15 protein-coding genes are annotated in these 14549 nt (G+C 72.9%); 6 read left to right on the top strand and 9 right to left on the bottom strand.

Annotated elements, in window-relative coordinates; translation table 11 throughout:
• Positions 1-421: 421 nt before the first annotated feature.
• From AAH979_RS09880 to AAH979_RS09850, 7 genes are all read right to left on the bottom strand, one after another.
• Positions 422-823, bottom strand: a complete 402-nt coding sequence (locus AAH979_RS09880; protein WP_346257762.1) for a hypothetical protein — start codon at positions 821-823, stop codon at positions 422-424.
• Positions 820-1110, bottom strand: coding sequence for a hypothetical protein (locus AAH979_RS09875; protein WP_346257761.1), 291 nt, complete (start codon positions 1108-1110; stop codon positions 820-822). The genes AAH979_RS09880 and AAH979_RS09875 overlap by 4 nt, the downstream gene beginning before the upstream one ends.
• Positions 1068-1265: a hypothetical protein gene (locus AAH979_RS09870; RefSeq protein WP_346257760.1), complete on the bottom strand. Its 198-nt coding sequence runs from the start codon at positions 1263-1265 to the stop codon at positions 1068-1070. Before AAH979_RS09870 ends, AAH979_RS09875 begins: the two co-directional genes overlap by 43 nt.
• A 242-nt stretch (positions 1266-1507) precedes the next feature.
• Positions 1508-2722 (bottom strand): helix-turn-helix transcriptional regulator, encoded by a 1215-nt coding sequence (locus tag AAH979_RS09865; RefSeq protein WP_346257759.1) that lies wholly within the window; start codon positions 2720-2722, stop codon positions 1508-1510.
• Between the two features lie 124 nt (positions 2723-2846).
• Positions 2847-4010: a helix-turn-helix domain-containing protein gene (locus AAH979_RS09860; protein WP_346257758.1), complete on the bottom strand. Its 1164-nt coding sequence runs from the start codon at positions 4008-4010 to the stop codon at positions 2847-2849.
• Between the two features lie 158 nt (positions 4011-4168).
• Entirely contained in the window at positions 4169-5800 is a 1632-nt protein-coding gene (locus AAH979_RS09855; protein WP_346257757.1) for an alkaline phosphatase D family protein, read from the bottom strand.
• A gap of 91 nt (positions 5801-5891) precedes the next feature.
• The gene (locus AAH979_RS09850) at positions 5892-6251 is read right to left on the bottom strand and encodes an MmcQ/YjbR family DNA-binding protein (RefSeq protein WP_346257756.1); all 360 of its coding nucleotides are present in this window, start codon (positions 6249-6251) and stop codon (positions 5892-5894) included.
• Here AAH979_RS09850 and AAH979_RS09845 point away from each other — a divergent pair.
• The 6 genes from AAH979_RS09845 to AAH979_RS09820 all read left to right on the top strand — a co-directional run bounded on the left by AAH979_RS09845 (position 6202) and on the right by AAH979_RS09820 (position 12408).
• Entirely contained in the window at positions 6202-6711 is a 510-nt protein-coding gene (locus AAH979_RS09845; RefSeq protein WP_346257813.1) for a zinc-binding dehydrogenase, read from the top strand. The two genes, AAH979_RS09850 and AAH979_RS09845, sit on opposite strands and share 50 nt — an antisense overlap.
• 287 nt (positions 6712-6998) lie before the next feature.
• Complete coding sequence (locus AAH979_RS09840; protein ID WP_346257812.1) at positions 6999-7853, top strand: helix-turn-helix transcriptional regulator; 855 nt, start codon at positions 6999-7001, stop codon at positions 7851-7853.
• Between the two features lie 55 nt (positions 7854-7908).
• Complete coding sequence (locus AAH979_RS09835) at positions 7909-8730, top strand: SAM-dependent methyltransferase (protein WP_346257755.1); 822 nt, start codon at positions 7909-7911, stop codon at positions 8728-8730.
• Between the two features lie 86 nt (positions 8731-8816).
• Positions 8817-10070 (top strand): acyltransferase, encoded by a 1254-nt coding sequence (locus AAH979_RS09830; RefSeq protein ID WP_346257754.1) that lies wholly within the window; start codon positions 8817-8819, stop codon positions 10068-10070.
• Positions 10067-11302: an alanine racemase gene (gene alr / locus AAH979_RS09825; protein ID WP_346257752.1), complete on the top strand. Its 1236-nt coding sequence runs from the start codon at positions 10067-10069 to the stop codon at positions 11300-11302. The genes AAH979_RS09830 and alr overlap by 4 nt, the downstream gene beginning before the upstream one ends.
• Positions 11303-11373: 71 nt before the next feature.
• The gene (locus AAH979_RS09820) at positions 11374-12408 is read left to right on the top strand and encodes a D-alanine--D-alanine ligase family protein (RefSeq protein ID WP_346257751.1); all 1035 of its coding nucleotides are present in this window, start codon (positions 11374-11376) and stop codon (positions 12406-12408) included.
• Between the two features lie 16 nt (positions 12409-12424).
• Here the strand turns inward: AAH979_RS09820 and AAH979_RS09815 are convergent, their stop codons facing one another.
• Positions 12425-13051: a hypothetical protein gene (locus tag AAH979_RS09815; protein ID WP_346257750.1), complete on the bottom strand. Its 627-nt coding sequence runs from the start codon at positions 13049-13051 to the stop codon at positions 12425-12427.
• Entirely contained in the window at positions 13048-14541 is a 1494-nt protein-coding gene (locus AAH979_RS09810) for a HAMP domain-containing sensor histidine kinase (RefSeq protein WP_346257749.1), read from the bottom strand. The genes AAH979_RS09815 and AAH979_RS09810 overlap by 4 nt, the downstream gene beginning before the upstream one ends.
• Between the last annotated feature and the right edge of the window lie 8 nt (positions 14542-14549).

Below are 14549 nucleotides of genomic sequence, written 5' to 3'. Positions count from 1 at the left end.
CCCAGATAGGGACCCTCCTACGCAATACTGGTCTGGCCGGGCAGCCACGAACCGCCGCCGAGCACCGCGACAGCGCGGCGAACGAAACGACCAACCGGCTGCCGGCGCTCGCTGAGCCGCCGAGCCTGCAAGGCTGTTGGCCTCAACAGGGAGGGCGCCGCGTCCAGACATGATGCGGAGGTTGCCGGTTCGAGACCGGCCCAGAACACCGAGCGGCCTCGGTCGTCCCTACGGGATCGGACGGGGTCGCCTTCGTTATGACCTAGGTGACCGAAGCTCTACCTGTATTGCGGGCAGGTGACCTTGGGCGAGGTCGGTCGTCGTCCTCTCCGTCGGCGACAGTTTGCTGATCGGCTGGTCGCAGTTCGTTCGTCTGTTGCTGGACCTGACTCGATACACCACCACGTTCCTCTTTCTCTGGTCAGTCCATGCCGGTGATGCGGCGCAGGTCGTCATCGGTCGGGACCGCCGTGGGCCGGAGGGCCTGGACCGCAGGCGGCAGGTAGTTGTCCCGGACGACCTCCAGCCAGGTCGCGGCGACCTGCATCCGGGTGCAGTCCGGCAGTCCGCACGGACGGCAGCCGTCGACGCCGTACGGCCAGTGCGCCGTGAGCACCTGCCGGGCGACAGTGGTCACGAGCTTCTTCCCGCCCTCACCGGGCGGCGGGGTGTGTTCGGTGACGACGACCCAGAGTGCCCACTCGGCGGTCGGGCACCAGCGGGCCCGGCACTGGCCGCAGCCGCGACCCTCGGCGTGCTCGGTGATGATCCGGTGCGCCCAGGTGATCGCCAGGCCCGGCGCGCTCTCCGGCACCATGCTCACCGGACCCGCTCCAGTGCCGCCCGGACGTCGCCGGCCGTCACCGCCGCCGGCAGGGTGCCGCCGAGCAGCACCCGCACGGCGTGTTCCCGGCGGTGGACCTCGGTCGCCCACGACCAGAGCGGGCAGCCGTCCGGTCCGCACCGGCCACACTCCCGCAGCGCGTGCGTGCCGAGCACGAGGCGGGCGAAGGCACACTCGACCGGCACCGGCCACTCCACCGTCAGCCAGCGCCGCACCATCCGGATCACCACACCAGCCGCCCAGGGCCGGTCCGGATGCCCGTCCACGCGGCGAGGATGTCGGCGTACGCCTGGCGGCGGCGGATGACCCGGAGCATCCGCATGCAACCACCCTGGGGGGCGCACTCCGCACACCGGTGCCCGGCGAGATGCTCGGCCATGATCTGCTCGTCGGTCTGCTGCTGGGCCACGATGCTGTCCATGCCCGTCCTTCCCGGTCGTGGCGCCCCGGAGCGCTACGTCACGGAGCGCCACTCTCCACCTGATCGGCACCGGCCCGGGGCGTCCGGGGGACGGGGCCCCGGACCGGCCAGGACGCAACCCTGTCCGCCCGGACGGCTACAGGTCGTGTCGATGCGTCCCGTAACGGACCGTACGGGTTCGGGCACGCAGCACCGTCACGCCGCGGGGGAGTACCCCACCGCGTGGCAGTTGTCGGGGCTGATCAGCCGATGCCCAGGCGCTCGGCGAGGGGACGCACGACCGGCCGGGTCGTCGGGGTCTCACGTACCAGCAACTCCCGCAACACAGCCCGCATCATCACGTTCAGCTTGGACTCTTCGGGGATCTCCTGGTCGGCGCGTAGCAGCATGTGACCGGCCGCCAGATCTTCCCGCCGAATCGCGTACGCCCGAGCAAGATGCAAGTAGTGCGCGTGGCGCCGTTCCAAACTGGGCGTCTGCTCGATGTCGACGCGCTCCGCGATCCGAAGTGCCTCCGTGGCGCGGGACACCTCCAACGCCACCGCCGACCGGTGCACCCCGACGTTCGTCGGCCCGAAGAACAGATGATGGGTGGTCGTCTCGCCGGTCACCCCCGCCGTCCGCTCGGCAACGTCCAGCGCATCCGCCGCCGCGCCGTCGCGACGCAGCCGCGCGTCCTGGACCGCCAGCATCAGATGCAGGGCACCGAGCAGCACATGCCGATCAGCCTCGGTCACCCCGGAAACGTCCTTCAGGTCGGCGATCGCGTCCCGGCACAGCGCGGCAGACTCCTCGGTGTGGCCGGTCGCACTCAGCACGTTCGCCATGTGCCAGGCCGCGCTGGCCCGGTACAGCGGATCGTCCGCGTTGTGCGCGGCGGCCACCGCCCGGTCGGCACCGAGGATCGAGATGTCGAAGGCGCCGAGCCGCTTGCCGTAGGCCCGTACGAGTAGGTACACCTCGGCCGCCAGCCGTAGCGCGTCGCGCCGCTGCTCGCCGTCGACCGCGGCAACGGTTGCCCGGGTGGTGTGGATCAGTTCGGCGAGCAGGGGCCCGGTCCGGGTGTACCGTTCCCCCGAGCCGTACCAGGTGTCCCAGCCCCAGGCGATCGACCGCCTCAGCGCGTCGAGATCCGGCTCCGCTCCGTCGAGAGACGGCGCGTATGCGAGCAGCGCGGCCCGGATCGGCGCAACGCTCTCGTGCTCGCCCGGCTCGTCCGGTAGCTGCCCTACGGGCAGGCCGGTCAGCCGGTACAGGTCGCGGACCTTGAGGATCCGGGCGATGTCGATCCAGTCGCCGATGCTGTTGACGGAGCGTTCGCCGGACTCCCACTTTCGCCAGGCGCTGACGGTGCAGCCCTTGAGCTGGGCGGCCACCTCCTGGGTGATGCCGGCACGCTTACGGTAGAGCTTGATCCGCTGGCCCGGGGTCGTACCGGGCTCGATGACAGGCTCCATGGTGGGCCACCTCCCGCACGAGGTCATCGACTCCGACCGTACGCGCTGGTGGTCACCGCTGCTACGCTGGCGCGCACTGGGGTCGGCCCGCACGCCGGCGTCCGCTGCGACGCCGCGCTGTCCGCTACGCCGGCAGTGGCCGGTACGCCTCGTAGGCGTCGCGGAGATCCCGGGCCTCGCTGATCCCGGTCGCCTCCACGCTCGCGACCACCTCGGACGCCCGCCACCAGTTCGACACCACCACCCGGCCGGAGGTGATCGCCTCCTGGGCCGTCACGCTGGCCTCGTCCGGCTTCCCAGCGGCGACCAGCGCCAGGCCGAGATCCAGTCGAGCCGACGCAGTACGTCGTGGCCGGGCGGTTCCGTCCAGTTCCGCGACCGCCGCCCGGGCGTAGTCCTCGGCAGCCGGGTCGCCGGCCCAGGCGAGCGTTGTCGCGGTGTACGAGAGCGCCTTTGCGGGGTCGTACTGGTAGTGGTGCTCGGGTCTGTCCGGCACCGGCAGCGGCGCCACCAGCCGGGACAGCCGGCCGAGCGTCCGCCGCGTCTCCCGCTGGTCACCCATCCGGGCCCACGCCCGGCCTTCCTGCGCGGTCGCCTGGATGTACGCCGAGCTGCCACGCGGCGCCACCTCCTGTGCCTGGCGGGACAGGTTGAGCGCCCGCCGGTAGTCGCCTGCGGTGAGCACGTCCCACGCCACCGTCTCCAGGCACCACGCCTGGATCTCGCGGTGTCCGGTCTGCTGCGCCATCTGCTCGGCGATCGACAGGTGCGCGGCGGCGGCGCCCCGGTGGCGTAGGTCGATGTGCACCGTGGCTCGTAGCAGACTGAGCCACCCTCCGGCGACCAGCAGGCGCCGCCGCTGGTCGAGCGTCGTCCGGGCATCGAGGAGCCGGCCGACCTGGGCGAGCTGCTGGCGGATCGGGTCGAGCAGAAGGCCGGGTGGGGTGGTCGCGTACGCGCTCGCCAGGTCGTCGACGGCCAGCTCGACAGTAGCGAGCACGTCGGTGCCGACGTCGGTCGTGTCGATCAGGTGGGCGAGGGATGCTGCCTCGGTCTCGTCCCGGGTTGATCGCGCCGGGGTCAGGCAGCCGGTCAGCGCGCCGTCGGCGTCCAGTACACGGTCAAGATGCTGGGCGACGTGGAGGCTCGGCGGCTTCCGCCCGGTCTCCAGCTCGTGGATGTGACTCTTCGACCGATGGGCGAGCTGTGCGAGACCGCGCAGCGACAATCCGCGCTCGCGGCGTAGCCGGCGGAGCAGTGGCCCGAAGTACGGGTCGACGTCGTGCATCGTGACCGTCCCAGGTTACGGCTGGGGTGGTGGCGACCCGGGCCGTAACCCCGAGCCGCCACCTCGGACGGTACACCGGACCGGGTATAGCTTCCTCAACCCGGGACAAGGTGTGCGCCGCGCTGCGTTGCGGACGAGTCAGGCGGGCGGTAGCGCCGTCACGCCGAGACGTGCGCCACGCCCGGCCGCCCGCTCTGCACGTAGACGCTGGCCCGGGTCGAGACCGGGGCGTCCGGGGCATCGACGAACGGCACCACCCGGTAGTCGGTGCGCATCTCGTGCCGGCCCAGGTGGCACACCTGGTAGCCGCGCTGCGAGTTGTGGAACTTCATGTGCGGGTTCTCGGCCAGCCAGGTCACGCCGAGCGCGTCCATGTCCGTCCCGTTGCCGCCGGAGCTGATCGAGGTGCCGAGGAACTCGGTACCGATCGTGCGCGAGTTCGGGTCGGCGAAGTCCAGCAACAGGTCGGCGGCCACGCTGCGGTGCGCGTCGCCGGTGACGATCAGGAAGTTCTCGACCCGCCGCTGCACCACACCGTCGAAGAGCCGCTGCCGTGCGGCGGCGTACCCGTCCCAGGTGTCCATGCCGAACCTCTCGCCCTCGCCCGCCGTGTGGTCGGCCTCCATCGCGAAGATCTGGTTGCCGAGCACGTTCCAGCGGGCGGTGGAGGCGGCCAGCCCGGCCAGCAGCCACGCCTCCTGCTTGGCGCCGAGCATCTGCCGGTTCGGGTCCCACCGCAGCGACGGGTCGGTGAGCTGCTGGTCGCGGAACCGCCGGGTGTCGAGCACGTCGAGCTGCAACAGGTCGCCGAACCGCAGACGCCGGTAGACCTGCATCTCCGGGCCCCTGGGCATCGACGACCTGCGCAGCGGCAGGTTTTCGTAGTACGCCTGGTAGGCGGCGGCCCGGCGGAGCCGGAACACGGCCGGGTCCTGGTCCGGCTCGGTGTCCGGCTGCGAGTGGTCGCCGGCCCAGTTGTTCTCCACGTCGTGGTCGTCGGGGGCCACCACCCAGGGCGCGGAGGCGTGCGCCGCCTGCAACGCCGGGTCGAGCTTGTACTGGGCGTACCGGATCCGGTAATCGGTCAGCGAGAACGTCTCGGTGGCCGGCAGGTGGGCGCGCCCGATCGAGCCGGCGCCGCCGCCCTCGTAGATGTAGTCGCCGAGGTGGACGACCAGGTCCAACTCCTCCCGGGCCAGGTGCGCGAAGGCGGTGAAGTAGCCGTCGGTGTACGCCTGGCAGCTCGCGAACGCGAAGCTCATCGCGCGCAGCGCCGTCCTGGGCGCGGGCGCGGTACGGGTCCGTCCCACCGGGCTGACCTGGTCGGCGATCCGGAACCGGTACCAGTACACCCGGTCCGGCCGCAGGCCGTGCACCTCGGCGTGCACCGAGTGCGCCCACCCCGGGTCGGCCCGTTCGACTCCGCGCCGCACCACCCGGCGGAACCTCTCGTCCTCGGCCACCTCCCAGCGCACCTGCACGCTGTGGCCGGGCATCCCGCCGAGCCCGTCGAGGGCGAGCGGGTCCGGCGCCAACCGGGTCCAGAGCACGACGCCGTCCGGCGTCGGGTCGCCGGACGCGACGCCGAGCGTGAAGACGTACCCCGGCAGGGTGATCCGGTCGTTCGGGTCGGCGGAGGTCGCCGAGGCCGGCTCGGCGGCGAGCACCGCCGCACCGGCGGTGACACCGCCGAGGGCGAGGAAGGACCGACGGGGCAGCGTCAGCGGGGACTGCGACATGGGTGGGGTGCCTCCACAGGAGCGGTCGGTGTTGCCGTTGATCTCGCCCATCCCAACTTTTCGACGTGACACCCGCCGGAACTCACGATGAACAGCACGAACAGTCCGCCGAGGCCCGGTGCGGCGTGACCCGCCGGATGGGTCAGTTCAGGTCGGCGAGCGGGTGTTGCTCGACGAGTTCTTCGGGTGCGGAGAGGCACCAGGCCTCGTGGACCAGTTCGGCGAGCTCGTCGGCGTCGATCCAGGGCAGGTGGACCACGACCCAGCCGAAGCCGCCGGAGGTGAACTGCACCTCGAAGACGTCCGGCCGCTCGGCGACCAGCGCCGCCTGCTCGGAGAGCGTCTGCTTCAGCCCTACCGTCTTGGTCCGGGGCCAGTGGTAGCCGAAGCGCCTGCCCCGGACGCTGAACGAGGTGTAGTCGCGGGCTTGGGCCCGCTCGACCTCGGCGAGCCTGTCCACCATCCGCAGGAACTGCGCACCCGTCACCGCCACGTCGAACATTCTCGCCTGCCCGTCGCTCCGGCGGAAAAGCGCTGTCGTCGAGCTGGTCCGGTCGCTCGGTGCCGACCGCGTGATCGACTACACCCGGCAGGACGTCACCCGGGGACCGGACCGGTTCGTCGTCGTCGTCGACCTCGCGGGCGGCCAGCGCCTCTCCGCCATCCGCCGGCTGCTCACCCCGACCGGGGTGTACGTCTGCTCGACCGGCACCGGGGGCCCGCTGCTGGGTCCGCTGCCCCTGCTCGCCGGCGTCCTGGCGACCGCACCGTTCGTACGCCAGCGGTTGCGCGTGCTGACCGCGACGACCAGGGTGGACGACCTGGACCAGCTCGCCCGACTCGTGGCGGCGGGGGAGATCACGCCGATGATCGAGCGGACGTACCCGCTGCGCGAGACCGCCGAGGCGATCGCGCTCGTCGAGACCGTGCACGCCCGCGGCAAGATCGTGTTGACCGTGTGACCCCGTGCGGTGGCGGCACCCGAACGGGTGACGGCGGCCTCCGAAAAACTTTCGAGCGGTGCCGCGCCGGCCCTCGGCTGCGGGCGGCGCCGGCCGTAGGAACGTGACCTGCGAAGATCGCACAACGGGTCCGGGTGACCAGGGACCGGCCCGTCCGTCCGGTCATCGCCGACGGTGGCCGGCCGGTGGCTCTGGCCAAGACCCAATGGCATGCTTGGCGTCGGGAAGCAACCCGGAGGTGTGAGGTGAGCGGATCGGCACAGCCGGACGGACCCGGCGACGGCCCGATGGCCGTACGGATCCTGGTCGGGGCCCAACTACGACGACTGCGCGAGGAACGGGGACTGACCAGGGCGGAAGCGGGCGAGCCGATCCGTGCCTCGGAGTCGAAGATCAGCCGGATGGAGCTGGGCCGGGTCGGCTTCAAGGAGCGCGACGTACTGGACCTGCTGTCGCTCTACGGTGTGCACGACGAGCAGGAGCGGGCGATGCTGCTGGCGCGGGTCCGCGAGGCCAACACGTCGAGCTGGTGGCATCCGTACGCCGACGTCACGCCGAACTGGTTTCAGCGGTACCTGGGACTGGAGGCGACGGCGACACTGATCCGGACCTACGAGGTCCAGTTCGTCCCGGGGCTGCTCCAGACCGAGGAGTACGCCCGGGCGGTGGTGCGGCTCGGCCACGGCTCCGCCCGGGAGGAGGAGGTCGCCCGCCGGGTACGGCTGCGGATGGAGCGGCAGCAGCTGCTCAGCCGTCCCGATCCGCCGATGCTGTGGGCGGTGGTGGACGAGGCCGCGCTGCGCCGCCCGGTCGGTGGCCGGCAGGTGATGCGGGACCAGATCGAGGCGCTGATCGGCATCGTCACGAAGTTGCCGAACGTGAAGCTCCAGGTGATCCCGCTCGCCGCCGGTGGGCACGCCGCGGCCGGCGGCGCCTTCACCATCCTGCGTTTCCCCCAGCAGGACCTGGCCGACCTGGTCTACATCGAACAGTTGACCAGCGCGCTCTACCTCGACAAGCGCGAGGACGTCGACTGCTACTTCGAGGCGGTGAACCGGCTGTTCGTCGAGGCCGCGCCGCTCAAGGACACCTTCCAGATCCTGGACCGGATCATCCGCGACCTCGACGAGGCACCCCGGTGACCGGAGCTCTCCCGGGCCCCCGCCAGATCGATCGGCCGACCGGAGGGTCGTGTTCGTGACCGAGGAGATTCCCCAGTCCAGCGAGGAACAGGCGTCCAAGCCGAAGCTTGACGCCAACGTTCCACAGACGGCTCGGGTGTGGAACTACTGGCTCGGCGGCAAGGACAACTACGCCGTCGACCGGGCTCTCGGCGACGAGATCGCCGAGGCGTTTCCGATCATCGTCGAGATCGCCCGTGCCGACCGCGCCGTACTGAACCGGGTGGTGCGCCACCTCGCCGGCGAGGCCGGGGTCCGGCAGTTCCTGGACGTCGGCACCGGGCTGCCCACCGCCAACAACACGCACGAGGTGGCCCAGGCGGTGGCCCCGCGGTCCCGCATCGTCTACGTCGACTACGACCCGCTCGTACTCGTGCACGCCCGGACCCTGCTGACCAGCGGGCCGGAGGGCGCCACTGACTACATCGACGCCGACATCCGCGACACCGAGACGATCCTGCGCGAGGCGGGTCGTACCCTCGACCTCACCCAGCCGGTCGCGCTCATCCTCTCCGGGATCCTGGCCCACCTGCCCACCGTCGAGGAGGCACGGGCGGTCGTACGCCGGCTCATGGACGCCCTGCCCAGCGGCAGCTATCTGGTGGCCGTGGACGGCGCCGACACCAATCCGGAACTCAACGACGTGATGAAGATCTGGAACCAGTCGGCCAACCCGCCGTACGCGATGCGTACCCCGGAGGAGATCGCCAGCTACTTCGACGGGCTGGAGTTGGTCGAGCCGGGCCTGGTGGACGTCACCCGCTGGCGGCCCGACCCCAGCCCCGCCGGCCTGCCGCGTCCGCTGGACAATCTGGTCGGCGTCGGCCGCAAGCCCTGACCGCCCGGAGAACATGACGGCACCTATTACCTGGTCGTGACAATGCGCGGACCGCCTCCGGACATGGCGGTGGCACCTTCGCTCGGGTGAGTTCCGAGCCCCTTCCGCCAGCCCGGCCGGGCGCCGTCCCGTCGGCGTCCCGGGAGCGCTGGGCTGACGTCGCCAAGGGCGCCTGCATCGTCCTCGTGGTGCTCTGGCACGTCATCGTCAAGCACTACCTGCGGATCGAGTGGCATCTCGGCGTACCGCTGCCCGGGGTGTGGGGGACGCTGGGCGAGCAGTTGCTGCCGTTGCGGATGCCGCTGTTCTTCGCCATCTCCGGGCTCTTCGCGGCGAACGCCGTGGACCGGCCGTGGCGCCAGGTCACCCGGGCCCGGACAGCCAGGTTCCTCTACCTGTACGCCGGGTGGCTGCTGATCCACACCGCGCTGCTCGCCGCCGCGCCGGACTTCCCGACCGATCGGGCCAGCTCGGTCCCCGGCCTGCTGGCCGAACTCACCATCACCCCGTCCAACCTCTGGTATCTCTACGCCCTCGCGCTCTATTTCGCGATCGCCAAGCTGGCCCGCCGGATCCCCGCGCCGGTGTTGCTCGCCGCCGCGGCCGGCCTCTCCGCCGCCAGCACGGCGGGACTGCTCGCCACCCCGGGCAACCGGGGCGGTGTCTACCAGAACCTGGTGTTCTTCCTCGGCGGCCTGCACCTGCGGACGTACCTGTCAGGTTGGATCGCGACCGCGACCCGGCGCCGCCTGCTGCTCACCGCCGCCGGCTACCTGGCCGGGCTGGCCGGCATGGCCTGGGCCGGCGCGCAGAGCTGGCCGGGGGTGTGGCTGCTGGTCTCGGCCGCGGCGGTGGCCTTCGGCCTCACCGCCGCCGCGAGGCTGGCCCGGTGGCGCCGCGTCGGCGACCCGCTCGCCGCCCTCGGCCGGCGGACCCTGCCGGTGTACGTCCTGCACCTGCCACTGCTGGCACTCGCCGACCGGGCGCTACTCGGCCCGCTCTCCGGGCTGGGACGGTCCGGACAGCTCGCGGTGGCGCTGGGCTATCCCCTCCTGCTCACCGCGGCCCTGCTCGCCCTGACCCTGGTGCTGCACCGAGGACTGCTGGCCATGGGGGCCGGCTGGCTGTTCGACCTGCCGGTGCCACGTTACGCCGGCCGTCGGCGGCGCCCCTGGCCCCGGTGGCGGAACGCCGGGGCGGCGGCGGGTCGGGCCACGGCTCCGGTCGGGCCGCCGGACGGTCGGGCCGCCGAGGACGACGGCAGCACCGGCGACGGCACGGCTGTGCCTCGCCCGGTGGGGCGGCTGGCGCACGTCGTACCGCCGGGGCGGCCCGGATGAGCGTGCTGGCCGAGGCCGAGGTCGACCTGGCGGCGGTCGCGGCCAACCTGGATACGGTGGCCGGCGTCGCCGGGACCGAGCTGATGGCCGTGGTGAAGGCCGACGGGTTCGGGCACGGCGCGGTTCCGGTGGCCCGGGCCGCGCTGGCGGCCGGCGCGACCTGGCTCGGGGTGACCTCGACGGGCGAGGCGCTCGCCCTGCGCGCGGCGGGTTTCGCCGGGCCCGTCCTGAGCTGGCTGCACCGTCCGGACGACGACTTCGGCCGGCTGATCAGCGCGGACGTCGACCTGGGCGTCTCGACCGTGCCGCACCTGCACGCGATCGTCGAGGCGGCGAGCCGTTCGGGCCGGCCGGCCACGGTCCAGCTCAAGGCCGACACGGGGCTGTCCCGCAACGGCGCCAACCGGGTGGACTGGCCCGATCTGGTCGGCTGGGCCCGCAAGTACGAGGTCGAGGGGAGCGTCCGGGTCCGGGGGATCTGGTCGCACCTGGCCGGTGCCGACACGCTGGACGGTCGGGGGGTCGGCCGGCAGGTGGCGGCCTTCGAGGAGGCGCGGCGGATCGCCCGGACCGCCGGACTGCGGCCGGATCTGGCACACCTGGCGAACTCGGCGGCGGCGCTGGCCGCCCCGGCGACCCGGTACGACCTCTGCCGGATCGGACTGGCGCTGTACGGCGTCGACCCGTTCGGCGCGCCCGGCGGCGGGGCGTACCGGCTGCGGGCCGCGATGACGCTGCGCTCGACGGTGCTGAACGTCAAGCGGGTACCGGCCGGAACCGGCGTCTCCTACGGTCCGGACCGGGTGACCGAGCGGCCGACGACGTTGGCACTGCTGCCGCTCGGTTACGCGGACGGGCTGCCCCGGGCCGCCGAGGGGCGCGCCGAGGTGTGGCTGGGCGGCACCCGGCGGCCGATCGTCGGGCGGATTGCGATGGACCAGTGTGTTGTCGATGCCGGAGACCTGCCCGTGGCGATCGGTGACCCGGTCGTCGTCTTCGGCCCGGCCCCGGGAACGTGCCTGACCGGCGGCGGGTGCGTCGTGCGCCCGGGCTGTGCGGCGGGGACGGCCGGCGGCGGGTGCGTCGCCGGTCCGGGCTGTGCGGCGGGGGAGACCGATGCCGGGTGGCCGACGGTGGCGGAGTGGGCGGCGTGGGCCCGGACCAGCCCACACGAGATCTTGACCGGCATCGGCGCGCGGGTCGCCCGCCGGTACCGGCCGGTGGGGCGGTAGCCGAATGAGTGGGCGGATCGCGGGCCCGGTGGATGCGTGCCGGATGACCGCGTCGAGCGAAGGGAGTTCGGATGAGTATCCGGTTGGCGGTGCTGTACGGCGGGCGCAGCGGCGAGCACGAGGTGTCCCGCCGCTCGGCGGCGAGCATCCTCGCCCGCCTCGACCGCAACGCCTATCGGGTGACCGAGGTACTCGTCGAGCGGGACGGCCGGTGGCAGGTCGACGGCGTACCGGTGACGCTGTCGGCGGCGCTGCGGGTACTCGCCGGCCAGGACGTGGTGTTCCCGGCCCTGCACGGCCCGTACGGCGAGGACGGCACCGTCGGGTCGATGCTGGAGTGGCTCGGCGTTCCGTACGTCGGCAACGGGGTCTTCGCCAGCGCGGCCGGGATGGACAAGGAGGTCACCAAGAAACTGCTCGGTGCCGAGGGGCTGCGGGTCGCCGCCGGCGTGACGCTGCGGGGCGCCGAGCGGCTGTCCCGGGCCGACCGGCAGCGGCTGGGGCTGCCGGTCTTCGTCAAGCCGGCCCGGGCCGGCTCCAGCCTCGGCGTGTCCCGGGTCGACCAGTGGTGGCAACTGCCGGCCGCGCTCCGGCTGGCCCGCGAGGCCGACCCCAAGGTCCTCGTCGAACGGGCCGTACCCGGCCGGGAGATCGACGTCGCCGTACTCCAGCACCCGGACGGGCGGGTCGAGGCCGGTCCGCCCCTGGAGGTCGAAGTCCCGCCGACCGCCACCTTCTTCGACCATGCCGCCAAGTACGACGGCGGGGCCGTATTCCGGATTCCGGCCCCACTCGACGCCGCGACCACCCGGCTGGTGCAGGAGCGGGCGGTCCGGGCCTTCCACGCGCTCGGCTGCCGGGGGCTGCTCCGGGTCGACTTCTTCCTGCCCGCGCCGGACCACATCCCCGCCCGGTTGCCCCGCCACCCGGCGATGCGCGACTGGGGCGGCGACCCGGCGGAGCCGGTGGTGAACGAGGTCAACACGTTTCCGGGCTTCACCAGCGCGTCGCAGTACCCGCGGATCTGGGCCCGGGCCGGGATCACCTTTCCGAGCCTGCTCGACATCCTGATCGACGGCGCCCGGAGCGCCGCGACCGTGCGGTGATGCGCCGGGCCGGGAATCAGTGGCCGGACGTGGTGGCCCGGGGTACGGCACGGCCGAGGCCGGGCGGCGGGCACCAGACGGAACCGGGGGAGTCCTGGTCCGCCCCGCCGGGCGCGGTCGGGCAATCCGGCGGGTCGCAGCCGCGCGGCCCCCGGCTCCCGTCCGGACCGGTCAGGGTGACCAGGGTGCGGTCCGTCGGCTCGCCGTCCGGCAGGGCGTACCGGACGGTGCAGACGATCTGGTCGACCGCGGTCGCCGACAGCGCCGTCACGTCGGTGCCGAGCCGCACCGTCGTACCGGACGGGTCGGACGCCGCCACCGTGGCCGGCGCGGCGCCCGACGGGATCTCGGTGGTGTAGCCCAGCTCCCGCTCCGTCGGGTCCGGACCGGCCAGCAGCAGGGCCAGCGCGCCGTCGACCGAACCCGGCGGTGTGGACGGACGCAGCACCAGCGTGACGCGGTGCTCCGCCACGAAGAAGAGGCCGACCCCCTGGGCCGGTCCCGGCGGGGCGGCGCCCCCGGTGATGACCGCGCTCGGCCGTACCCCGCAGCCGGCGGCGAGCGCCGTCAGCAGCGCGAGGGCGGCGACCGCTACCCGGCACCACCCTCGACCCCCGCCTCGCGTCCGCCAGATCCCGGTCACCGACGTCCCCCTTCGGGCCCGGGCCGGCCCTCGGCGGGCGGCGCCGGGTCGACGCAGCGGCGCGGCAGCCGGAGCGTGAACACCGCGCCGCCGGCCGGATCGTTTCCGGCTACCAGACTGCCCCGGTCCGCGCCGGCCCGGTGCAGCCGGGCGTTCTCCCAGGCGATGGCGAGACCGAGACCGCTGCCCTCGGAGCGGGTCCGGGCGCTGTCCGCCTTGTAGAAGCGGTCGAAGACGCGCGGCAGCACCAGCGGGTCCAGGCCCGGGCCACGGTCGCCGACCGACAGGACGATCCAGTCCGGCTCGGCGCGGAGCCGTACCGATACCGGCGGGGCGCCGTGCCGGAGCGCGTTGCCGACCAGGTTCGCCAGGATCACGTCCAGCCGGCGAGGGTCGAGCCGGGCCAGTACGCCCGGCGGCAGGTCGGTCACCACCCGCTCGGTCCAGCCACGGGCGCGCAGCGTCGCCCGTACCGCCGCCGCCACGTCGATCTCGTCAAGGGCGAGTGCCGCAGTGCCGCTGTCGAACCTGCTCACCTCGATCAGGTCGTCGACCAGCCGGGTCAGGCTCTGCGTCTCCTGGCTGACCAGCCGGGCGGCCCGTCCGGCGTCGCCGGGCAGCCGGGGCGCCTCCTCGTCCAGTACTTCGGTGACCGCCGTCATCGCGGCCAGCGGCGTACGCAGTTCGTGCGAGACGTCGGCCACGAAGCGCCGGGCGTCCGCCTCCATCCGGCGCAACTCGCCGACCTGCCGTTCCAGCCGCTCGGCGGTGTGGTTGAAAGTACGCGCGACGCGAGCGAGCTCGTCGGAGCCGCGTACGGTCAGCCGGGTGCTCAGATCTCCCGCACCGAGCCGGCGGGCCGCCTGGCCGAGGTCCCGGACCGGCCGCAGCACACCTCGGGCGGCGAGCAGCGCCAGCAGCACGGCGAGGGCCAGCGACAGCCCACCCGTCAGCCAGGTCGACATCGCGAGCCGGTCGATGCTGCGCTGCTCGGCCTGGAGGCTGTGCAGGCGGTAGATCTCCAAACCGGACGGTCGCGGCGCACCGTCCGGCTGGCTGACCATCAGTTGGGTCCCGATCACCAGGTACGGGAAGCCCTGCGCGGCCTGCCGCTGCCAGACGACCCGGCCGGCACGTACCGCCGTGCGCAGCTCCGGCGAGAGTACGGCGGAGACCTGGTCGTGCCTGGAGCTGTGCCCCTGGTACGTGGCGATCGCGGTGTCGTCGCGGTCGGAGAGCTCCGCGGCGATCGCGTCGAGCTCGGCCTGGCTCGGTGGCAGGCTTCGGATCGGGGTGAGCTGGGCGATCTGCTCCGTCAACGTGACGACGGCCGCGTCCTGGGCGGTTTGCAGGATGACGTCCCGGGCCTGGACGTAGCTGGCCCCGGCCACCACCGCCGTGGTGGTCAGGCCGAGGGAGGCGAAGGCGAGCAGGAGTCGGACCCGCAGGCCCGCCGACCACCGAAGCCGGACCACCGATGCCGGTCGCATCACGAACC

This window comes from Plantactinospora sp. ZYX-F-223 (genome assembly GCF_039649625.1).
Classification (GTDB): domain Bacteria; phylum Actinomycetota; class Actinomycetes; order Mycobacteriales; family Micromonosporaceae; genus Plantactinospora.
Note: the sequence above shows the minus strand (reverse complement) of the source record. Positions and strands in the feature narration are given on the sequence as shown.